The organism is Chitinophaga fulva, assembly GCF_012927205.1.
GTDB classification, from domain to species: Bacteria; Bacteroidota; Bacteroidia; order Chitinophagales; family Chitinophagaceae; genus Chitinophaga; species Chitinophaga fulva.
Genome location: NZ_JABBGC010000001.1, coordinates 3,835,181 through 3,857,669, shown reverse-complemented (window position 1 = coordinate 3,857,669; position 22,489 = coordinate 3,835,181). Strand labels below are relative to the sequence as shown.

At 49.0% G+C, this 22,489-nt stretch carries 18 protein-coding genes, 1 tRNA gene and 1 pseudogene; 5 read left to right on the top strand and 15 right to left on the bottom strand.

Going from position 1 to position 22,489, the window contains the following annotated elements:
* Positions 1-71: 71 nt before the first annotated feature.
* The gene (locus HHL17_RS15705; protein ID WP_169225630.1) at positions 72-1,082 is read right to left on the bottom strand and encodes an EndoS/ChiA family endoglycosidase; all 1,011 of its coding nucleotides are present in this window, start codon (positions 1,080-1,082) and stop codon (positions 72-74) included.
* A 336-nt stretch (positions 1,083-1,418) separates the two neighbouring features.
* Here HHL17_RS15705 and HHL17_RS15700 point away from each other — a divergent pair, with 336 nt between their 5' ends.
* Both HHL17_RS15700 and HHL17_RS15695 read left to right on the top strand, forming a co-directional pair.
* Complete coding sequence (locus HHL17_RS15700; protein WP_169225629.1) at positions 1,419-1,988, top strand: Crp/Fnr family transcriptional regulator; 570 nt, start codon at positions 1,419-1,421, stop codon at positions 1,986-1,988.
* A gap of 66 nt (positions 1,989-2,054) precedes the next feature.
* A complete protein-coding gene (locus HHL17_RS15695) occupies positions 2,055-3,014 on the top strand; it encodes an amidohydrolase family protein (RefSeq protein WP_169225628.1) in 960 nt (319 codons plus the stop codon).
* Positions 3,015-3,018: 4 nt separating this feature from the next.
* Here HHL17_RS15695 and HHL17_RS15690 read toward each other — a convergent pair whose 3' ends face one another.
* Complete coding sequence (locus HHL17_RS15690) at positions 3,019-3,855, bottom strand: hypothetical protein (protein WP_169225627.1); 837 nt, start codon at positions 3,853-3,855, stop codon at positions 3,019-3,021.
* 207 nt (positions 3,856-4,062) lie between these two features.
* Here HHL17_RS15690 and HHL17_RS15685 point away from each other — a divergent pair, with 207 nt between their 5' ends.
* The gene (locus HHL17_RS15685; protein WP_169225626.1) at positions 4,063-5,490 is read left to right on the top strand and encodes a lipopolysaccharide biosynthesis protein; all 1,428 of its coding nucleotides are present in this window, start codon (positions 4,063-4,065) and stop codon (positions 5,488-5,490) included.
* Here the strand turns inward: HHL17_RS15685 and HHL17_RS15680 are convergent.
* From HHL17_RS15680 to HHL17_RS15660, 6 genes and pseudogenes are all read right to left on the bottom strand, one after another.
* Positions 5,487-6,551 carry a glycosyltransferase gene (locus tag HHL17_RS15680; protein WP_169225625.1) on the bottom strand — a complete coding sequence of 355 codons (1,065 nt, stop codon included), beginning with the start codon at positions 6,549-6,551 and terminating at the stop codon, positions 5,487-5,489. The genes HHL17_RS15685 and HHL17_RS15680 overlap by 4 nt on opposite strands.
* Complete coding sequence (locus HHL17_RS15675; RefSeq protein ID WP_169225624.1) at positions 6,548-7,318, bottom strand: hypothetical protein; 771 nt, start codon at positions 7,316-7,318, stop codon at positions 6,548-6,550. Before HHL17_RS15675 ends, HHL17_RS15680 begins: the two co-directional genes overlap by 4 nt.
* Positions 7,319-7,534: 216 nt before the next feature.
* On the bottom strand, positions 7,535-9,628 hold the full coding sequence (locus HHL17_RS15670; protein ID WP_169225623.1) for a hypothetical protein: 2,094 nt from the start codon (positions 9,626-9,628) through the stop codon (positions 7,535-7,537).
* Positions 9,629-9,648: 20 nt separating this feature from the next.
* Positions 9,649-10,311 carry a carbamoyltransferase C-terminal domain-containing protein gene (locus HHL17_RS33740; protein WP_262889071.1) on the bottom strand — a complete coding sequence of 221 codons (663 nt, stop codon included), beginning with the start codon at positions 10,309-10,311 and terminating at the stop codon, positions 9,649-9,651.
* 114 nt (positions 10,312-10,425) lie between these two features.
* A pseudogene (locus tag HHL17_RS33735) lies at positions 10,426-10,938 on the bottom strand (carbamoyltransferase N-terminal domain-containing protein); the annotation flags it as partial.
* A gap of 178 nt (positions 10,939-11,116) precedes the next feature.
* Positions 11,117-11,200: transfer RNA gene (locus HHL17_RS15660), tRNA-Leu, on the bottom strand.
* 140 nt (positions 11,201-11,340) lie between these two features.
* Here HHL17_RS15660 and HHL17_RS15655 point away from each other — a divergent pair.
* The gene (locus HHL17_RS15655; RefSeq protein ID WP_169225622.1) at positions 11,341-12,555 is read left to right on the top strand and encodes an NAD(P)-dependent oxidoreductase; all 1,215 of its coding nucleotides are present in this window, start codon (positions 11,341-11,343) and stop codon (positions 12,553-12,555) included.
* Here HHL17_RS15655 and HHL17_RS15650 read toward each other — a convergent pair.
* The 5 genes from HHL17_RS15650 to HHL17_RS15630 all read right to left on the bottom strand — a co-directional run bounded on the left by HHL17_RS15650 (position 12,550) and on the right by HHL17_RS15630 (position 18,288).
* On the bottom strand, positions 12,550-13,215 hold the full coding sequence (locus tag HHL17_RS15650; RefSeq protein WP_169225621.1) for a tRNA1(Val) (adenine(37)-N6)-methyltransferase: 666 nt from the start codon (positions 13,213-13,215) through the stop codon (positions 12,550-12,552). The genes HHL17_RS15655 and HHL17_RS15650 overlap by 6 nt on opposite strands.
* A 64-nt stretch (positions 13,216-13,279) precedes the next feature.
* Positions 13,280-15,406 carry an alpha-L-fucosidase gene (locus HHL17_RS15645; RefSeq protein WP_169225620.1) on the bottom strand — a complete coding sequence of 709 codons (2,127 nt, stop codon included), beginning with the start codon at positions 15,404-15,406 and terminating at the stop codon, positions 13,280-13,282.
* Between the two features lie 235 nt (positions 15,407-15,641).
* Positions 15,642-16,646, bottom strand: coding sequence for a tRNA (adenosine(37)-N6)-threonylcarbamoyltransferase complex transferase subunit TsaD (tsaD, locus tag HHL17_RS15640; protein ID WP_169225619.1), 1,005 nt, complete (start codon positions 16,644-16,646; stop codon positions 15,642-15,644).
* 64 nt (positions 16,647-16,710) lie between these two features.
* Positions 16,711-17,010 (bottom strand): hypothetical protein, encoded by a 300-nt coding sequence (locus HHL17_RS15635; protein ID WP_169225618.1) that lies wholly within the window; start codon positions 17,008-17,010, stop codon positions 16,711-16,713.
* Between the two features lie 24 nt (positions 17,011-17,034).
* Positions 17,035-18,288: an ABC transporter permease gene (locus HHL17_RS15630; RefSeq protein ID WP_169225617.1), complete on the bottom strand. Its 1,254-nt coding sequence runs from the start codon at positions 18,286-18,288 to the stop codon at positions 17,035-17,037.
* Positions 18,289-18,390: 102 nt separating this feature from the next.
* On the opposite strand from HHL17_RS15630, the gene HHL17_RS15625 reads away from it, so the two are divergent.
* Complete coding sequence (locus HHL17_RS15625) at positions 18,391-19,974, top strand: peptide chain release factor 3 (RefSeq protein WP_169225616.1); 1,584 nt, start codon at positions 18,391-18,393, stop codon at positions 19,972-19,974.
* Positions 19,975-20,049: 75 nt separating this feature from the next.
* Here HHL17_RS15625 and HHL17_RS15620 read toward each other — a convergent pair whose 3' ends face one another.
* Together HHL17_RS15620 and HHL17_RS15615 are read right to left on the bottom strand one after the other, a co-directional pair.
* Entirely contained in the window at positions 20,050-20,541 is a 492-nt protein-coding gene (locus HHL17_RS15620) for a DUF6265 family protein (protein ID WP_169225615.1), read from the bottom strand.
* Positions 20,513-22,432 carry a menaquinone biosynthesis decarboxylase gene (locus HHL17_RS15615; RefSeq protein WP_169225614.1) on the bottom strand — a complete coding sequence of 640 codons (1,920 nt, stop codon included), beginning with the start codon at positions 22,430-22,432 and terminating at the stop codon, positions 20,513-20,515. The genes HHL17_RS15620 and HHL17_RS15615 overlap by 29 nt, the downstream gene beginning before the upstream one ends.
* Between the last annotated feature and the right edge of the window lie 57 nt (positions 22,433-22,489).

Sequence of the window (22,489 nt, the reverse complement as noted above, 5' to 3'; positions counted from 1 at the left end):
TGACTATTTTATTTACCGATAGATGATCTTATTGTATGACACCTTTGGGTCAGCCATAATAAAGTAAAACCCTAGGGATTCATAATCCGTATCAATCTTTTGCTTACGATGTAATTAGGTGTATAAAGCGTATTGTCAGTAGAAGACGTTAGTGGTGCATCCCGGTCTATAGCATAGCCAAATACCCCGCCTTTTTTACCGCCGGAAGGCTCCCACCGCGCGTAGTCAAAAGCACGGCCTGTACCATTTACAGGGTAAGTCACATCATACCATACATTGCCTGGATACCCTCTTTCTTCGTAGAAGGAGAAACCGGGCACGAACTGTGTGGATTTGATATAGGGAGAAAATGTGTTCCATGTTGACTGAAGCGTGGATGCTCCCCGGCCATACGCCTGCAGCCATACATAATCCACCATGGTATACACTTTTTTGAACAGGCTGTTACTGCCGCTCTGATTGGTATCAAATGTCAACAGTTTACCGGTGCCGGATTTAGGGCCCAGGAATTTGGACAAGGCAGTGTAAACTCCTGCCATCCTGGTTAACTGCGTACCGGAGGGATTACTTTCGATATCAATGTCATAGCCGTCAAATCCATAGCGGTTAACGATACTGTCCATGATGCGCTTCGCCGTTGTGGCGTAACCGGTATTATTATCCGGAGCGCCGGGCGCCAGGTCCAGGTTTCCGGTAACGATGACTTTAGTTCCTTTAGCATGTAAAGCGTTGATCCATTGGGGAACACTGTCTGCAATCGGGGAGCTGGGGCTGAAACAAAACAGGATCAGCACATCAAGGCTGTCGGGCACCTGTGAAAAGTTGGAGCCATTGGGCGCGGCGCCGTAACAAGGCCCCTGGAACCGGTAAAAGCCGGCGTAAATCTCATGCGGGCTCTTTTTGTAGGCAATCAGGTTGCTGTCGGCAATAGCGCCAGCGGTAACGGCGACTTTCGCCGCATCTGTGGCTTGTTTGGAGAGCGTGTCGTTAGCCAGGTTTTTAGTGCAGGCATTCATCAGCAGGCAGGATGAAAACAGCAAGGCAGCAGCCATGGCTGTTTGCACAGGATTTGAAATTTTCATGTTGTTCAGATTTGGTTTTATAAAAAATATATTTCGCGCACGTATCCATAAAGGATAGATACACTTGCTGAAATCTGAAAGATGAGGGCTGCAATGGGAACCATCGTTGTTTGTCATTATTCACTATCCGGTGGCGGGTTGAACGTGGAATCCGGGGCCGGTTAACCTGCGTATTTAGCTACGCCGTTGCTCATGATCATCTAATTTACTAAAAGTTGTTGACGCGGCCATCATATCGTCAGGAGTAATTACAAATTTTACCAGCGTTTGGTTTATTAATTTTTTTGTGCCTGAAAAACAACAAACTGTATTTTTGAGCAACGACTTATTTCCAGCATGCATGAACAACTAACCAAATATATTACAGATCACAGTCCATTAAAGGAAGAGCACCTGCAGCAGGTGTTGTCTTACTTTAAACCCCTGCGGGTGAAAAAGAATACGCTCCTGTCGAGGATTGGAGAGCCCTCCAGGCGCATGTTTTTTATCAACACCGGGTGTTTGCGGGTGTATTTTATCAAGCCGGATGGAAGAGAAGTCACCCGGCGCTTTGCTTTCGAAAATTCATTTTCCTCTTCCCTGACTTCGTTCATCGGAGGTACAATACTGAAAGAGGCCACCCAGGCGGTGGAGCTATCTGAGCTGTTATATATTGACCGCCTTGATTTTTATGGGCTCGTAGATACCGTGCCTGGCTGGGATTTATTTTACCGGTACTGCCTTGAATACGCCTATGTGACCAATACCAGACGCCTGGAGGATTTTATCACCCTGAGCGCCCGGGAGCGTTATCGTTTGTTACTGGAAGAAAACCCTGAAGTAGTGCTCCGTTTGCCTAATAAACTGGTAGCGAATTATTTGAACATCACCCAGGAAGCACTTAGCAGAATAAAATCTGATATCTGATTTATTGATCCGGATCAAAGTTTACTACCCGAGATAATGGGACTTTTGTGGTCAAATATTTCGTGTATGCGTATTGTAACATTGGAAGAACACATTGTCTTTCCCGAATTGGTCCGGGAGATAGCCGAAGCGGGACAGCTATCCGCCATTAAAAGAATGGAAGCGCTGCTGGCAGACATTACAGATGCCCGTTTAGCGTCTATGAATGCAAACGGGATTGATATGCAAGTGTTGTCTGTAGTAGGAAAAGGAGCAGAAATGCTGCCACCGGGAAAGGACCTGGCGTTCGCAGCCCGGTATAACGATGCTATTGCGTCCCGGATAGCGCCCTATCCGGACCGTTTTAAAGCATTTGCCCATTTACCGATGGCCTCCCCACAGGCGGCGGCTGATGAACTGGAACGCACGCATGTGGAACATGGTTTCTGCGGTGCGCTGGTCAACGGGCTTATCAACGACAGATTCCTGGACCATCCATCGTTTGCGCCGCTGCTGGAAAGAGCGGAACACTTACAGCTACCACTGTACCTGCATCCTGGCCTGCCGCCGGAAGCAGTGGCAAAAGCCTATTATAGCGATCTGCCCGGATCGGCAGGCACCGTCCTCTCCGCTTTCGGTTGGGGATGGCATTCGGAAACAGCCCTGCACGTACTGCGTTTAGTCTTTTCCGGTACCCTCGATCGTTATCCCCGTTTAAAAATTATCATTGGCCATATGGGTGAAATGATACCCATGATGATGGCGCGGACAGAAAATGCCGGCAATAGCATAGGGCTTCCGCGGCCTGTCAGCCAAACATTACGGGAGCAGGTACATATCACCACCAGCGGTATTTTCACCCTGCCTCCGCTTATGGCTGCGCTGGCAACTTTTGGCATCGATAATATCATGTTCTCGGTTGATTATCCTTTCAGCACCAATGAAGCCGGTAAAAGTTTCCTGGAAAATATTCCCCTGCCCGCGGACCAGGTAGCCCGGATAGCCAGTGGAAATGCAGACCAATTACTGGGATTGCGTCCTGAGTAATCAACTAAAACAAGCTCCCTTGTATCACTGCCGGCGGCATAGTAGGCTGAAACAAGCCAACAATGGTGAATGGCTGCTTGCTGCTGGCATGTACCTGTTGCGCAGTGCCGAGGAAAAAATGCAGATCGCTGTTCCTGGCATATTCATGCAGGTATTTCTTTCTTATCTCACTAACGGCTTTCAGCTCGCCCTGAGGGCCACGGTGTTTTTTTACCAATTTCCAGTACAGGGATGCCAGCTGCCAGTCTTCCACAGGCAGGGTCATCTCCTGGTTTTTTATATCAATAAACCGATAGGAAAATTTGTACGGTAGTTTCTTCATCACGGCAAACGAATCCTCGGGTTGTTTAAAAACTCTTCCACTGTCTTTCTCTCCCAAAAGCTTCTCCATTCGCTTTGTATCCCATTCCCGGTCAGTTTCTTCTGCTATAAAATCAAGTATCCGCAATGGTTTAAATACCACCAATGATGTATAGAACGCCTCATGCTTTGCTTCTACGATCAGGGGCTCCATATCCCGGTATACATTTTTCAGCACCATTGCTTTTCGCTCGCTCCAATAATCTTCTGTACCGATGTGCCCTATTATCTTTACCGGGGCATCTGGAGTAACGGGGCTGAAGCTTTCCAGCCTGAAATCCCTGGTGTTGCGCACGAGATCAAGCTCCACCCAATCGTAGAGCTGGTATTGTTCATCGTAAGTTTTTTTGGAAAACGGGATGGGATATATTCTGATAAAGCTGCCATCTTTTCTGAAACCAGCGATACTAACCTGTTCATCATAATGTGATGATACGATGGGGTAACTTTTAACAGTGATCAAAACTTCTGTCACGGACATGCTCGAAATGTTTTATTAAATATTAAATCCGGTGGTCTCCGATATTAACTATCCCGCGAAAATAAGGTTAATCACTGAAAATCATTGCTTTCCGGATAAAAATAAGACATTTCGGCTATTGTTTTTAGTGGATATCTATTTAAATAAAATCGTTAAATTTCCGCACAGATAACTGTGAGATCAAGGCACTGCATAAAAGCGCACTAAATGTCCATCAACAAAAAGCTGATTCAAGATACGTTGCTTTATGCAACTGGTTCGATTTTTAACAAACTTATTACCTTTGTCCTGATTCCTTTATATTCTTATTGCCTGCTGGCATCTGAGTTGGGTTATTATGATCTCATTTTAACCAGTACGCAATTGATAGCTGCTGTAGCAACCCTCAAGATTTCAGATGGTTTATACCGATGGCTGATAGACCACAACGACGACCCCCATTATCGAACAGCTGCTATCAGTAGTAGCTTCCTGGTAGTCCTTGGCAGTATATTATTTATACTGATCATCCATTATACGGTTCCTTTACCCGGAAAGCTGATGTACCAGCATCTAATCTGTGCTCTCATTATATCCACCATTCTGTTGACCCATTTATTTCAGCTGTTGCGTGGATTCAGGCTGGTCAAAGAATATGCTTATGTGTCCATTTGCAATGGACTTTCATTATTACTTTGCAATATTGTTCTATTAAAAATATTCCATGAGGGAGTGCAGGGTGTTATATGCTCATTGATTATCTCCAATACAATATGTATACTCTATATCACCTATCGCCTCCGTCTCTGGCAATTTTTCAACCTACATGCGGTAAACAGGATCTTTATAAAAGATATGATGAAATATTCGTTACCATTGGTGTATAATGCAGTCAGCTGGTGGTTGATGGGCGGGTTTGACAGATATCTTATTGCCGGGTTTCTGGGGCTGGAAGCAAATGGATTATATGCCATTTCCGTTAAGTACGCTGCAGTGATAATATTGATCAATTCCTTTTTCCTGCCGGCCTGGCAGGATATGGTCCTGAAAAAAAGCAGTGGTCTGAATATATCATCACAGTTCACCCAAATGCTGAATCTTTACATAACCCTGTTATTCAGTCTGGTTATTTTGTTTACAGCGCTCTCCAAAATATTTACGGCATATGTCATTGACCCACAGTATGGAGAAGCCTGGAAGTACATACCCATTCTGCTGACAGGGAATGCCCTGCTTGCGCTCACCTCTTTTATCGGCACGCTGCTGATGCTGGAAAAAAATACTTACCGCATCTTTACCACCTCTTTGCTGGGGAGCATTACAAACATACTGATCAGCATCCTGCTGATTAATGGCGTAGGATTATACGGCCCCTCTCTGGGAATGCTGGGCGGTTTCCTGGCTATTTTCCTGGTAAGATATTTTTATTATAAAAACCGTATTTCAATAGCAATAAAGATTCAACCGGTATTACTATTATCCCTGTCTTTCGCCTGTATAGTAATATGTTTATTCTTTGCGGACACCCTCTTTTATTATACGTCTGTCTTTCTGGCCATCATAATATTCCTGGTGTTGAACCGTAAGCTTGGAAAAGAATTGTTTCATATGGCCAAACATCGCTTACGGCCATCTAAGGCCGTCCTTCATGATTAGCGCTGCAACATCTCCTTTGTAATTCTCACCAGCTTTAATATTGCCCTTACCGGCAAGGAAATACGCGTCTTCACAAAACATCGCACCCATAAGGTATGCAACCGATTATCCCGAATCCCTCTTTCTCCTTTCTCGTAATTCCTGATGGTTTGCTCATATAGTTGCGTGATTTCCGCAAGAACCCTGGTAAAGGAAGATTTTTCTCTGATCCATATTGCATTCCCCTGGTTATGGAGCGCGTTATACTTATCAATTTCTGCTATCATCAATGCTGCATCAAAAGGCCGGGTAAGCGTCTTCATTCCGAAATTAAATTTCCTCAGGTAAGACCGGTTTTCGGGATTGACCATTTCTCCCAAGCCACGAAAATCGCACAATACAACAGCAGCCCCGGTGGATAGGGCCTCAATCGCTGCTTTAGCCTTGGCAAACACAAGGTCATACTGCGCAAGGAAATCTTCGGGATTTTTGACTGCACTGCCTGTTCCCTCTCCGATCACATCCAATTGCAGACCGTATGATGCACACGCTTCTGCAATCACTTTATAATGATTATTCTTTTTTGCATAGTTACTGAACACCAGTGCACGGGAAGGCTTTTCGGCGAATTCAGACCTTAACCTGAACCTGTCAACATTTACCCAATTATAAATTACAGCTGTATATTCCTCAGGGATACGGCCTTCAATATGTAATCTATCAAGGCAGTTATAGTCAACGGCTATATATTTAAGGATCCGGCTGTGCCTAATGGGTATATCATAAAAGCTTGTCCGGTCGTGAAGGAAATAAACGATGGGAATATCTTTAAACCTTCTCAGCACATCTATTGTTGTCAAATTATGATGTGCATGAACAATATCAGGGACGAATTTGAGCTGATTTAATTTGGTCACTACATTTATTCCCTGTCTTATCAACTCCTGAGCTGTTTCGCCAGCTACATGTGTATATACCTCAACATTGTATCCGTTGGCGTTTAATGCACTGGCTAACTCGTAAACATACACAACAGTACCGCTTCGCCTGTTAAGTTCTATATTCGTTATCAGTATATTCATGTCGGTACACCGTATAAATCAGTAATCAGGTATTGCGCCATGGGGAGCAAATGCTCATGAAATGAAATAGCCTTACCGTACACGCCTTTTTTCACTTTCTCCATGGCATACTGCTCATAAAATGGGACACTATTTTCCCAGGACGTAAGCACATAAGGGTCTTCAACCTTTCTCAGATATTCTGTCATAAACGGCTGCGCTCCATATCTCCGGATAGCAGACTCCAACTCGAAGGCAAGCTCCGCATACCCTTCCGCCGCCTTTCGTTTACGCTCAAAATCGAGATCATCCAACTGAATAGTTAAATCTCCATTGCTTTTGTCCATTAGTCCATCCAGCAGGAAATCAAAATTGGATAATTTTACACCTTCCTTTTCTTTTAATAACACTATTCTATTAATCAGATAGCGGCAAAGGTCATGCGAAGGATTATATCCCTCTATCGCATCTCCGGCCACCATTTGAATATTATTCGCCTCAAAATCCTGCAATATCTTCTTCCCCAGGTTGAGCAGGGATGCATAATCTTTCTCCAGGATGACACGATAGATTTCTTTGTCTGTATAATAGCCCATCACAGGGGACAAGGTAGCGCCACATTTCTCCAGGATGGCCTTCGTGTTGTGCAACCGGGACTTTCCGGCAGCCCCGCCTCCATCTGTTAATACATATACTCTTGGTTTGTATAGTTCTACAAACCGGAAGACTCTTAACTCATGACCAGGATGCGCAATGACCAGTGCAACATTCTTAGTGCTTTGCTCCATATTTTTGGAAAGAAATTGAATAGGGGATAAAATACTTACTGCATCTGAACTATTCCATAACGATTATCTCGCAATTTACTAAAAGTAAATAATTTATCGTCAGATATTATTCTCCCCGGCAAACTTCAGCAGTCCCAGCACTTTATACCATGCATAAAAAAGCCTTCAGACTAGAGTCTGAAGGCTTTTATCGTGTATTTATCTGAAAGGGTAAAGCTATTGCAAAGATGCGGACATCACGTTCAGATTACTGATTTCACCGATGGCAGGAAATAATGCATTCAGGAAAGCGTCTGCCGTCATCTGCCCTTCGATAGTCAACGGCTGCGGCGTATAAGGCCAGGAGATCCTCAGCTCATTCAGTCCTTTGTTTATCAGCGGCTGATCTATCACGAACGTAAATGGCGTCCAGGTGTCCGTTGCCGGCAGTTCTGCCACGGGCGTTTCCCGGCCGTTCACAAAAATGCGGACAGGTGTGGCCTGCTCGCTGTTGTTCCGGGTACGGTACACCAGTTCAAAAGATAGATGCCGGCTGCCATCGCCCACAAAATAAAAACTGCTTTTGGTATGACGGGCTTCAAAGAAAGCAGGTTTGCTTTTTACAAAGAAGTTATGATAAGAATTCTGGCTATAGCAGGATGTCAGCAGGTCGGTTTTTGTTTCACCGACGGCATGTTCCTGTACTCTCAATGCGGTCACTTCCGGTTCTATGTCAATACCATTTTCCTGTAAAACAGCTGTGATGGCATTGATCAACGGCACATCCATCAGTTTGTTATTGCGGGGATGCCGGAGCGTGTAACCTCCCATGTATTGCTTCAGATTTTCTTCTGCAATAAGTTCTTCGAAAGATTTACACAACAGTGTGCTGGCCATGCGTGTGGAGAAGTCGATATACTTCATCATTATCTGCCTGATTTCAGGAAACAGCGCGTAGGCGCGGGCACAGTGGTACAGGATGATTTCCTGGGGCTGACCGTAATGCATGTTGTAGATGGCAGCGCCAAAGTGGGCATGCGCGAGGACTTCATGTCCGGGGATGATACCGGCGGTGGTGATACCGGCGGCCTGAAAGTCTTTACCGGTAAGCGTGCGGGTCAGTGCGGCCGCTGCATGTCTGGCTACTGCTTTCACACCATCTAACGTCAGATGGCAGTTATCCAGGAACAGGCGTCTGTCGGGCAGCTGCCCGTCGTAAGCGGATTTAAACACCTCTTCCATATCGAGCGTAGTAATACCGTAGTCCTGTGCGTGGGAAAGTATTGTTTCCCTGATAACTTTCAGCCGGCGCGGCATACTTTTGCTGCTTCTGTTGAACAGAATGGTGTCCCGGGCTGTTTCAAGGCATTTTCTGGCTTCCTCCAGTTGGTTGACGCTCACGTAGTAATCTGCCAGCAGCTCATAGCCATAAGGATTTGAGGGGTCTGCGGCTACCATTTCCCGGGCAGCGGCGGCGAATGCAACCGGATTACACTGCAGGTCTGTTTGCTCCGCTACCTCGCGTGCGGCCAGCCATGCAGCGGTACGGGTATCCGGCAATGCGGGCAATATTCTTTCCAGTTCATGGCTTTTCCAGTCTACCAGGTTAAACTCAGGGATAATAAATACTACAGGCGTCTGTTGTGCAATAAAAGTGGTGTTGATCTGCGACAACCCTTCTATCACGATCTTTTTCATTTCAGCTTCCATAAAGGCTTTGATGCCTTCCATTTCCTGCTGTTGATATATTTCCAGCAGCTGCTGGTAGTCGTAGCCCTGTTCGTGCAACTGAAATACCCAGTTGTTTCCTGCGAATACCAGCACTGCATCCGGTTCCAGCGCTATAGACGCTTTCATTAACGGCAGCAGGTCGCGCATCAGCATACTGGTCCTGGCGAGGTCGATGATTTCCACATCAGCCATATCCGTTATGCCGGCAAAGATACTTTCCAGCTCCATGGCGAGGTTGAAGCCGGGATCATAGAATACGGTCCTGGCGGCCGATTCGCCGAAGAGTAATATGCGTCGTTTGTTCCCTTTGGGAGGAATTTCGTGCACGCTGGCCCAGAGTCCCCATTCCAGCTGCTTGTGCACATTTCTTCTGTAATATACTTTTCCATCTTCATCTGTGCGCTGCCAGATGCCGATATCTGTGTTACCGGCAGCAGCTGCTGTCATTTCACGATATTCTTCTGCAGGGGTAACATTTTCGTTGGCTGCGAGCTGTCCCAGCAGCTGTTCTATTGCCTTCTCATCACGGCTGCCGTTGCTGATAAGTTCTGCCAGCGTGGAGGCTACTGATTTCAATGAAGCGGATGGTCTGTATGACATACGGAGTGGTCGATTGAGGATTAAACAAAAGTGTATACGTCGTGGGTAATGCCGCTTTGTCTGACAACATCGTGCATCAGCAACAGTTTCAGCAGTTCCAGGTTATTCTCTTCACGGTCGAGGATAAAGTCGCCGAGTATGAGGCAGTCTATATCCGTGGTGATAAAACATCTGACAGCGTCTTCCGGGGTACATACGATAGGTTCCCCCTTGATGTTGAAAGAAGTATTCAGCAATATCGGGCAACCGGTAAGCCGGTCGAATGCGCGCAGTAATTCATAAAAGCGTTCATTGGTTTCGCGGTGTACGGTCTGTACCCTGGCAGAGCCGTCTACATGCGTGATAGCCGGCAGATCAAGCGGAGATACCACCTGGCAGGTTTCGAGCATAAAAGGCGAAGGGTGGTCCAGATCGAAATGTTCTGTTGCTCTTTTATCGAGGATGGCGGGAGCAAAAGGACGGAATCCCTCCCTTTTCTTCACCATAGCATTGATACGGTCGCGCATCAGCGGACTTCTCGGGTCTGCGAGGATAGACCTGGAACCGAGGGAGCGGGGCCCGAATTCCATGCGGCCCTGGAACCAGCCGATCACCTTTCCTTCATTGAGTTTGGAAGCGGTATGTTCCAGCAGGCCGCTTCGGTTACCCCGATAATCTGTATACTGAATGGAAGTAGCCTTCAACAGCTTGTTTATTTCGCCGGCAGAAAATGCGGGGCCAAGATATACATGCTGTAATTTCTCTTTGCGGGGCCTGCTGCCGGTCAGTTCTACATGCGCCAGCGCGGCTGCGCCGATTGCACCGCCGGCATCGTTGGCTGCCGGCTGAACAAACAGCTGTCTGAAAGGGGTGTTACGCAACACCTGCCCGTTAGCTACGCAGTTGAGCGCCACACCTCCTGCCATACACAGGTTTTCTTCTCCGGTAGTTTCGTAGAGATAGGAAGCTTTGGCAATCAGTATTTCTTCCAGTACTTTCTGCATACTGCGGGCTACATCTATATAAAACTGGTCCATAGCCGCATCTTCCTCCCTGGGCGGGCGACCGAACAACTCGCTCAGATAATCTGAATACATGCGCTTTCCTGCAAGGAAGTCAAAATATTTCATATCCAGCCTGAACTGGCCTTTACCTTCTTCTGTAATGAGCGCTCTGATCTTATCGGTGTAAAGGGGGTTGCCATAGGGCGCAAGACCCATCACTTTATATTCGCCATCGTTCACACCAAAACCGAGGTAGCTGGTGATAGTACTGTACAGCAGTCCCAGGGAGTCCGGGAAATCCACTTCTTCAAATATCTCCAGCTTTGCGCCGTTGCCGGTGGCATTTACTCGAAACTTATATTTAAAACTGTGGTAATCTTAATTCGAATAGGTTTAAATATGACCGATACTCCTGATCACATAAAACAATTGCAGCGGTAAGATATAAATTATGGGAAATAAAAAAGGCCCTCTTCCGAGAGCCTTTTCTTTTTGGTAGTTTCTGTGCCCAGAACAGGAATCGAACCTGCACTCCGTTGCCGAAACAAGATTTTGAGTCTAGCGCGTCTACCAATTCCGCCATCTGGGCAATCTTTTACAAGACCTTTCCGCGTCAAGCGGGATGCAAATGTAGAAAAACTTTTATTAATCCGCAAAATATATTTTCAAAAAAATATTCGTGTAATCTTCCCGGTTACAACGGCATTAAAAATTACAGTAAATTCAAAGATGGAAAAAAGGATTGCTATAGGACTCATCCGGGAAGAAAAACAACCACACGACAACCGCGTGGCCTTTACTCCCCGGCAATGCCAGTGGATCATGGAGCATTACCCGCAGGTGCAAGTACTGGTGCAGCCCTCCCCTCACCGCTGCTTCCGGGACGAGGAATACCGGAAGGCTGGCATCACGCTGCAGGAAGACCTCAGCCATTGCGAGCTGCTGCTCGGCATCAAGGAAGTGCCCCCGGAATACCTGATCGCGGGAAAGACCTACCTTTTCTTCAGCCATACCAAGAAAAAACAACCGCACAACCGGCATATGCTGCAGGTGGTCCTGGAAAAGGACATCACCCTGGTTGATTATGAATGCCTCGTACACCCCGATGGACAACGGATTCTGGGCTTCGGCTTCTTCGCCGGCGTGGTAGGCGCCCACAACGGCCTGCTGACCCTCGGCAGGAAGACAGGCACCTTTGCATTCAAACCGGTACATACCTGCCATGATTTCCAGGAACTGATCACCCATTATTTCGGCGTTAAACTGCCGCCGATGAAAATCGTGGTCACCGGCTCCGGACGTGTGGCAGCAGGCGTGCTCGAGATCATGGGACTGCTGGGCATCAAATATATCCCGCCGGAAGAGTACCTGGTCAACCAATATGCCTACCCCGTCTATACACAACTGAAAGCGGGCGAACTGTACCTGCGGAAAAATGATAAAACATACGGCCGGGCCGATTTCCATGCACACCCGGAGGCCTACGAATGCCGCTTCCTGCCTTATGTCACCGTCAGCGATGTGCTGATGAACGGCATCTATTGGGACCATAATATCCCTCCCCTGTTCAACGCGGCGGACCTCAAAAAGGAAAACTTCCACATCAAAGTGATCGCAGACATTACGGACGATACCAATGGCTCCGTTCCCTGCAATCTGGGCGACAGTACCATCGAAGACCCTGTATACGGCGTGATAAAGGAAACGATGGAACAAACAGCCCCCTATCTCCCGGATACGGTAGACATGATGTGCGTCAGCAACCTGCCCAACGAACTACCCCGGGATGCCTCCCAGTATTTCGGTGACCAGATCATGAAATATGTCTTTGAGGAATTATTGAAGTCTCACAGCACCATGGTCGAAAATGCGACCATCGCGGCCAACGGCTTGCTCACCCATCACTTTGCTTATCTGGATGATTATGTGCACCCGCCGCTATAACTTCAGGTAGTAGGGCTTTAACAAGTTTTCAAAGGCCGGGGTGTAACGATTGTTTTCGTCATAAACAGACAGCTCGGAGGTTTGTGTTTCTCCCACTGCCCTGCTGAAAATGCCTACTGCGCGGAAATATCCGTGTTTGACGCTCTGCTTTACCAATAATACTTTCCGGAGATGATAACCTTTTGCTGCCGCCAGTTCGCGGAACAGTTCAAACTGCACATAGGGCAACAGCACGGAACACTCCCCTCCCGGCGCCAGCTGCCGGTCTATCGCTGCCAATAGCTCTTCATACCCCAGGTTGGTGGCATGCATGGCCTGGTCCTTCTGCGCATGACCGCTCTTTAAAGCCGTTTCATAAAAAGGCGGATTGGTAATGATAAAATCAAACGGGGCGACTGTCGTCATTTTTCGTATATCCTGCTGTGTTAGTAGCAGCCGGTCGGCCCACGGCGAAGCCTGGAAATTGGCGGCTGCCTGCATGGCGGCGCCCGGGTCCAGCTCCACAGCGGTAATGGGAACGGCTACCTGCTGCGCTATCATGAGGCTCAACAACCCCGTGCCGGCGCCAATATCCAGTATAGCCGACACAGTTAGGTCGCCGGAAGCCAGGTACTGCACCGTGAAGGCGCCTTGTATACAGGCATCTGTACACACCTTCATGGCGCAGTGCTCCTGGTCTATGTTAAATTGCTTAAATCGGAAATAGCTATTCCCCATGCTGTTATTACTCCATCACTATTGATAAATTCGGCATCCGGAGATTACGGTGTACAGACACCGGCTTCGCCTGCCTTACCTCTACAGCCTGCTCCCTGTTACTGCCGGTCAACTGCTGCGGCAGCTGCTGCACATACATCTCCTGCGGTACCTGACGATGGATGCCCCAGGTCGATGTTTTGGCAAAACGGCTGTAAAACTTCACCACCAGCTGGTTTTTCCCGGCTTTCAGGGGCAACAGCAGCACTTCCTGCTGTGTGCCGCCCCGCTCAGGATTGTTATATACCACCTGCTCTTCTCCGTTCAAATATACGGCAATCCCGTCGCCACTGGTAAATCCTACCAGGTAGTCGCCGGCGGCAGGCGCAGTAATTTCCTGTAATACATACCATCCCAGGTTACGGTCGCCAGGCATGGTGTGAACGGTATCATTCTTCCAGTCGGCACGCAGCTCCCATGGCTTGCCCGCTTTGGCTGACAAAGGTTTGGTCAGGTCAATATTTTTCAGGTCTCCATGTGCACCGTTAATACCCGACCAATAAGGACCGGAATAATACATCGGGCTCCATTGCAGCTGTGCTGCCTGGTTGTTGAGCGCTTTCACGGTACCGCCGTTAAGCACCACTTCCTGCGCTACGCCGTTAAGCGTGAGCTGCATGGTCTTGCCCCGCTCTGCTGCACTGTACACTACGCTCATATGCGCCGGACGCGCGCTGGTAAAGGCCCAGCGATCGCCCACCTGGCTGCGGTAATAACTGTCATAATCGATACCGGAAAAACTATACAAGGGAATGGCATTATGCCTGTTCAGCACAGCCGGATTTTTCAGCAGGTGCAATGGCGTAATGCGCACCCCGCCTTTACAAGTGAGCGCCAGTACCTGCACGGATTGATCGGGCAACCGGAACCCTGCGGGCAGCTGGATAGTGGTGGCGCCATCACGCGTAGTCACTTTACAGGACAGCTTTTTATTGCCGTCCAGCAACTGCACCTGCGTTACGGGGCTGGTCAGCCCGGGCAGTACGATAGTGCCGCCGGCAGGCATCTGCAACAGGTGCAGATACAGCTTGCCAGGTTTGGTGGTCACCTCGCCCCAGGCGAAAGTGGTGTCAAAAGGATTGGCCTGCGCACTGTAAATAGCTTCGCCGTTGCGTTCCAGCCACTGACCGTTACGCAGCAGCACGTCTCTTTCAAAATCCACCACGGAACCATCGCCGCGCGGCCCGATGTTCAACAGGTAGTTACCTCCGCGGCTGACCACTTTGATCAGCCCCAATAGCTTTTCATGTGCCTTGTCTTCAGCAGGACCATGCTGCTGCCAGGAACGGTAACCCCACGTTTCATCATATACAGATGCGGGCGTTTGCCACGCAGAGGCTATCTTATAATCAGGATATTGATTGTCGCCCATCACACAAAAATCGCCGGCATCGTTGCCCAGGCGGCCACTGACCATACAACCGGGCTGCAACCGGTGTACGATATCTGCCAGCTCCCGGCTCTGATCTGCTGTCAGAGAGCCCATGTCAAACCAGATTTCCGACACCGGACCATAATCGGTCATCAGCTCTGTCACCTGCTTTTTATTGAATTGATGGTGCTCCGGGGTAATGGGATCACTGTTGCTGCTGGAGATAGGATAAGCCTGCGGATAATGCCAGTCAATCAACGAAAAATACAATCCGAACTTCAGTCCATGCCGGTGGCACGCTTCTGCCAGCTCCTTCAGCACGTCCCGGTGAAAGGGCGTAGCGTCTACCACATTATAATCGGTATAACGGGAATGGAACATACAAAAACCATCATGATGTTTGGAGGTCATCACCACCGATTTCATGCCCGCCGCTTTTGCCAGCAACACAATGGAATCTGCATTCCAGTACGCAGGATTAAAACGTCTGGCCACATCGCCATATACATCGCTGTAAATACCGGCATGTGATTGTATTTGCTCACTATACCCACGGGTCACCGGCTTGCCTTCCCATACGCCTCCCAGCGTGGAATAAATGGCTCCCCAGTGAATAAACATAGAATACTTCTGGTTCTTCCAGCTATGCTGCAAGGTGGTATCCTGCGCATAACCGGCAACAGTCAGGGATAATGCCCACAAAAAAATGCTGATCTTCTTCATATAACTAACGTGTACTTTCTGTTTCCTTTTTGCTTTTCTTTCCCGCCTCCCCATCACACATCTTTTCTCTCCTCCCCTTCACACATGCTTAAAGCTAAATCGTTTAACTTACATAAAGGGATACCATCTTCTCTTTTTATAGTGGTAAATAAACATCGTGTCCCTGTACTGCACAGCTGTATGCACCAGCATAGTACGTGCTGGCAAGGCATATCCGGTCAACGGACATTGGATGCTAAAAGGCAGCCCTTGCAGTAGGCACTGCGTCCAGTGCGGTAAATGCGCCGGCCAGGTACTTGTAGTACGCGGCAATAGCGATCATACCGGCATTGTCGGTGCAATATTCAAACTTGGGAATAAAAGTCCGCCAGCCATATTTTTCGCCGTACTCCTGCAAGGCTTTCCGCAGGCCGCTGTTGGCGCTAACGCCGCCGGCAATGGCCACGTCGCGGATACCCGTTTCCTGGGTTGCTTTCAGTACTTTATTGAGCAGGATGCTGATAATACGCTGTTGGATGGAAGCACAGATGTCCGGCAGGTTCTTTTCAATAAAAGCCGGGTCCTGCTGCTGGTTTTCCTGTAAGAAGTAAAGAATGGCCGTCTTCAGGCCGCTGAAACTGAAATTCAGCTCGGGAATGCGCGGTTCGGGGAATTTGAACCGGCCAGGGTCGCCCGTTTGGGCATGTTTATCAATCAACGGGCCTCCGGGATAAGGCAGTCCCAATATCTTGGCGCTTTTGTCAAAAGCTTCGCCGGCAGCATCGTCCAGCGTTTCGCCAATAACACGCATGCTCAGCGGGCTTTCACACAGCACAATTTGCGTATGCCCTCCGGAAACAGTCAGACAGAGAAAAGGAAAATCAGGCTTGGGATCGTCAATGAAATTGGCCAATACGTGCGCCTGCATATGATGTACACCGATCAATGGCTTGTTGAGGGCCATGGCCATGGATTTGGCGAAACAACTGCCTACCAGCAAAGAGCCTATCAGGCCGGGTGACTGGGTAAAGGCAATGGCGCTCAGTTCCTCCGGTTTCACCCCCGCTGTCCGCAGGGCAATGTCCACCACCGGCACAATGTTCTCCTGGTGCGCACGGGAGGCCAGCTCCGGGATCACGCCGCCGTATTGTTCGTGTATTTTCTGGTTCGCTATATGATTGGACAGGACCTTTCCATCTTCCAGCACCGCTGCGCCGGTATCATCACAGGAAGATTCTATCGCTAGTATTTTCACTGACATAAGCGGCAAAAATAAACAAAAAAGGCGGGAATACTCCCGCCTCTTCGCATATACTTACTATCCATTATTTCGTCTCTTCAATGCATTCTATGCGCACTATCCGGCCGCCCATACAGGTGGAAACCCGGTCTTTCAGCTCCATAAAGTCAAATTTCACAGCCTCCCCCGCTTTCAGGGTAAACCCCGGTACGGCAAACTCAACCGGTAACAGGGTGGTGCCATCTTTCATTTCAATCACCAGCCCGCAGCCGTCTATACCGCTCAAATCCTTTACTACACCGGAATACCGGCAACTACTAGCCGGCGGCGACGTCTTGCACGCTGCAAATATAAACAGAACCGCGCATAGGGACACTGTTTTCATACCAGATTATTTGAGGGATGATCATTAATTGCTCCTGATCGCCACTACCGGGTCCAGTTTGCTGGCAAAATATGCAGGTATAAAGCCGGCCAGGATACCTACCCCCGCAGAAATGGACAGCCCCAGGACAACATTGTTCAGGGACAAATACATCTGGAAGGTACTTGCCAAATTTATGACAACTGTACAGAGATATACCAGCACCAGCCCTAAAGATCCCCCAATCAGGCATAAAACAACGGCTTCCATGAGAAATTCCGCCAAAATAATGCCCCTTCTGGCCCCAACGGCTTTCTTCAGACCGATAATACTGGTCCGCTCCTTCACCGTTACAAACATAATATTGGCAATCCCGAAGGCCCCTACAATCAGGGCAAAAATAGCGATGAAAAAGCCGCCCACATTGATGGCGCCAAAGATAGAGTTCAGGCTCTCGCTGGCGGAACTGATCTCATTCAGGGCAAAATCATCCTCCTCCCTGGGTTTCAGCCGGTGCGATGCCCGCAGGGTACCCCGCAGCTCGTCCTTCAGCTGGCTCATAGACACGTTTGCCCTGGCCTTTACCTGTATGTAAGGGTCTGCATAACGCCGCTCGTCTACCAACGTGCGCGCAAACCGGTAAGGCAACACGATCGCATTATCAAAATTGGGCCCGCCTATCATGCTCTCCCCCTTTTTCTTCAGCAACCCAATGATCTTTACTTCCCGCCCCATGATCCGTACACTCTTACCCAGGGCCTGCTCCGGTGAACTGAAAAGCCCATCCCATACGGTAGCCCCCAAAATGGCCACATTAGTGCCGCTGTTACTCTCCGTATTGGCAAAGAAACGCCCCTGCACAATCTGCATCTGCTGTATTTTGTCAAAATCATTGCTGACAGCCATCATCGTCACACCTTCCATATAATCATCCCCATACTCCACCTTTTTGGAGGAAACATCGAAATTGAAAGCTACGTAACTGGCACTCTGCACCTTGTCCTGGATAGTCCGGAAATCTTTATACTCCGGTACTGGCCGGTTCATGTATTTCCACCAGGGATACTCCCCATTACCTCCCCACGGCCATTTCTGGACGTAAATAACATCGTCGCCCAGCGCGGCAAGGTCACTACGGACGTTCCGCTCCAGGCTGTTGGTGAGCGTAAAAACCGTAATAATGCAGAAAATGCCGATGGTGATGCCCAACAACGACAAAAAGGTACGCAGCTTATTCACCCGCAGCTCATCTACAGCCATCATCAAACTGCTCAGTAATATTTTAAGGGTAGCTATCATATTCCAAATTTAACGGATTTATAGGCACACACCTCGCCAATAAACACGAAATATAGCCGGAAAAAAAAATTAGTTACCTTTGCAGCCATTTTTTGGTTCTATATGAAGTACGTCAACGAAATAAATAAAAGAAAATCCTTTGCTATCATCGCCCACCCGGATGCCGGTAAAACCACGCTTACAGAGAAATTCCTCCTGTTCGGCGGCGCTATCCAGACGGCCGGCGCGGTGAAGTCCAATAAAATTAAGAAGCACACTACTTCCGACTTCATGGAAATTGAACGGCAAAGAGGTATCTCCGTAGCTACTTCGGTTATGACCTTTGAATACCGCGATATCCTGGTCAACCTCCTCGATACCCCCGGTCACAAGGACTTTGCGGAAGACACCTACCGCACCCTCACCGCGGTGGACAGCGTGGTACTGGTGATCGACTGCGTAAAAGGGGTGGAAGCACAAACGGAAAGACTCATGGAAGTATGCCGCATGCGTGATACGCCCGTGATCATCTTCGTTAACAAAATGGACCGCGACGGTAAGTATCCCTTCGACCTGCTCGATGAACTGGAAGAAAAACTGAACATCCGCGTAAGACCCCTCAGCTGGCCCATCAACATGGGTAAGGACTTCAAAGGGGTATACAACCTGTACGACAAAAGCTTCGTAGCCTTCCAGCCCAATAAAAAAGCGACCGATGAGGACGTAGTGGCCCTCCCCGATCTCACCAGCAGCTTCGTGGACGGACACTTCGACAAAAACGATGCAGCGCAGCTGCGTGGCGACGTGGAACTGATCGAAGGCGTATACGATACCTTCAATAAAGAAGAATACCTGCAAGGTAAACTCGCACCGGTCTTCTTCGGCAGCGCTGTCAATAACTTCGGGGTGAAAGACCTGCTGGACACCTTCGTGGAAATAGCCCCCACACCGCGCAACCGTGAAGCCAGTTCCCGCGAAATCGATGTGCATGAAGATAAATTCAGCGGCTTCATCTTTAAAATCCACGCCAACCTCGATCCCCGCCACCGCGACCGTATCGCCTTCCTGCGCGTATGCTCGGGTAAATTCGAAAGAAACAAATTCTATCATCACGTTCGCCTCGATAAGGATGTGCGCTTCAGCAACCCTTACAGCTTCCTGGCGCGTGAAAAAAATATCGTGGACGATGCCTTCCCCGGCGACGTGGTAGGTCTGTTCGATACCGGCAACTTCAAAATCGGTGATACCCTCACCGAAGGCGAAAACTTCTTCATCACCGGTATCCCCAGCTTCTCTCCTGAACTGTTCAAGGAACTGGTCAATAAAGACCCGATGAAGACCAAACAGCTCGAAAAAGGCATTCGCCAGCTGACAGATGAAGGGGTGGCCCAGCTGTTTACCCAGCACGGCGGCAACCGCAAAATCATCGGCTGCGTAGGCGATCTCCAGTTCGAAGTAATCCAATACCGCCTCCTGCAGGAATACGGCGCCGCCGCCCAGTTCAACTCACTGCCTTTCTACAAGGCCTGCTGGATCACCGGTCCCAAAGACAAAATCGAAGATTTCATCCGCTTCAAATCCGCCAACATCGTGGAAGACAAAGACGGTCACCTCGTATACCTGGCCCAGTCCGAATGGTACCTCAACACCGAAAGGACCAACAACCCGGACATACAGTTCAACTTCACGTCCGAAATCCATAAATAAGCACATTATCATAAACGAAAAAAGCGAAGACCTTTCCGGTTCTTCGCTTTTTTCGTTTATGCCAGGTTGTTATCTTCAATCTGCCCGCTGATACGGGAATATATACTCCTCCGTTGTTCCGTCCCGCTTACCTTCCACCCGGGCGTCCAGGTGTTCGGCATCTTTAAAACGGTACGTCACTTTCCGCGGGAAATCATTCGCCAGGTCCTCCGCTACAAAGCCGATCTCCTTCAGCACCCGCAGCTTAAGCCGGATAGGCGTGGTAGCCGTACGACCTTCATAAACGGGAATGAAAAAGATTTCGTTGCCGCGGCGCACCAGCTCCACCGACTGTTGCAGCGTACTATCGGCGCCGGCTACACGCCAGGTCCTGCCTGTCCAGGTAGAGTCGTTGGTGCGTGACCACGTCTCCACCACAGCGCCCAGTTTGGTCCTCATTTTCCAGGTGCCGGCCAGTTTGTCGAGCATCCTGAAATCGGCAGGGCGTACCTGCGCGGCAGCGGACAAACCGCCTGCCAGCAGCAACAATAGCACCATGCTATTGCTCCACCACAGCTTCTTCGCCATAGATCTGATGTTTGTATTTAAGAGAGGGAGAAGCCACGAAAGGCCCTATTTGCAGGTCTTTCCAGAGAGCGTCCACTTTACGGATCGTATCGTCGTCGGCCACGATGATATTGGGCCAGTCCCGCTCAAAGTTATCCAGCAGTCTGGTCTTCAGCGTACCGTCCATACCGATGGCGCCAATATAGCGGCCATTGCCGGCAGGCTGGCGGATCACAAAGCTGTCACGCTTAGGGTCCATGTTATTGCAGAAACGCCACAAGGCAGAGGCCAGGTCCGTTACATCCACCGTATGCTCCACATACAGCACCATCTTGATACCTGCCAGCGCCGGCAAAGTATACAGCTGCTCATTCAGTTCCCTTACATGGAAAGGACGGTTCTTTTGTACAGATACCAGAATACAAGGAATATCTATTGCCAGCAGGCTGCTGTTGATACCTTTTATCTCGGGGAACTGCTGCATGATGAGGGCAACATCCAGCGTTTTCGGTGCTGGCGCCTGCTGGTAAGCGTTATCAGTTTCTTCTTCATACTTCCGGGTACCGTCGATACACATTTTACCACCGAAGCCCATTTTGGAGCAGGAGTGGTCCAGCACGTCCATAGGGCCCTGGCTCAGGTAAATGTCCGTAGCCGGATTGAGGTTGCGGAACACGTACTGCGCCAGTTTTTTATAGTCGGTGATACTTTCACCTTCATCACTGACAACAAGAATCTTGTTGAACATCATCTGACCGGCGCCCCACATGGCGTTCATCACTTTCTGTGCCTGTCCGGCGTAGTCTTTTTTGATCTGTGAGATCACAAGGTTGTGGAACACGCCTTCCACCGGCATTTCCATATTAATGATTTCCGGCACCAGCGTCATTTTGATGGGCGCCAGGAAAATACGTTCGGTGGCTTTACCTATCCAGGCATCTTCCTGCGGTGGGATGCCTACTATCGTCGACGGATAAACGGCATCTTTACGGTGGGTAATGGCAGTCACATGGAAGCGTGGGTACCAGTCGGCCAATGAGTAGTAGCCGGTATGGTCCCCGAAAGGCCCTTCCCAGATCAGTTCTTCACCGGGGTCTACATATCCCTCAATAACAAAATCGGCATCTGCGGGCACTTCAATCTCCGGCTGGGTGATACATTTTACCAGCTCCACTTTTTTCTTGCGGAGGAAACCTGCCAGCATGTATTCGTCCACGTTTTCCGGCAGCGGCGCGGTGGCGGAGTAGGTATAAACAGGGTCGCCACCCAGCACTACGGCCACGGGCATACGTTTGTTCAGTTTTTTATACTCCATGAAGTGTTTGGCGGAAACTTTATGTTTATGCCAGTGCATACCGGTCATATCTTTTTCAAACACCTGCATCCGGTACATGCCTACGTTACGGCTGCCGGTAACCGGGTCTTTGGTATGGATCACGGGGAGGGTGATAAACGGGCCGCCGTCTTTAGGCCAGCAGGTAAGCACCGGCAGTTTGCCGAGGTCCGGGTTGGCCATGACCACTTCCTGGCAGGCGCCTTTTCCGCCTACGACCTTAGGCATCCAGGAAGCAAATTGTCCCAGTTTGGGCAGCATGGCCAGTTTATCGAGGATGCTTTCCTTGGGTTTGGACAGCATTTTAAACAGGTCTTCTATTTCACGGGCCACATCGTCGAGCTCCTGTACGCCCAATGCCATGCACATACGTTTGTAACTGCCCATGGAGTTGATCAGCACCGGAAAATCATAACCGGTATTTTCAAATAGCAGGGCTTTACCTCCACCGGGCATTTTACTTACCCTGTCGGTGATTTCCGCTATTTCGAGCTTCGGGTCCACATATGTGCTGATGCGCTGCAGTTCTCCTTCCTGTTCCAGCTTCTCTATAAAGTGCCTGAGATTTTTATATGCCATTGTTAAATTATCTAAATAAACCAGTCAACAAAAGTAAACATACCGCGCCGCAATAAA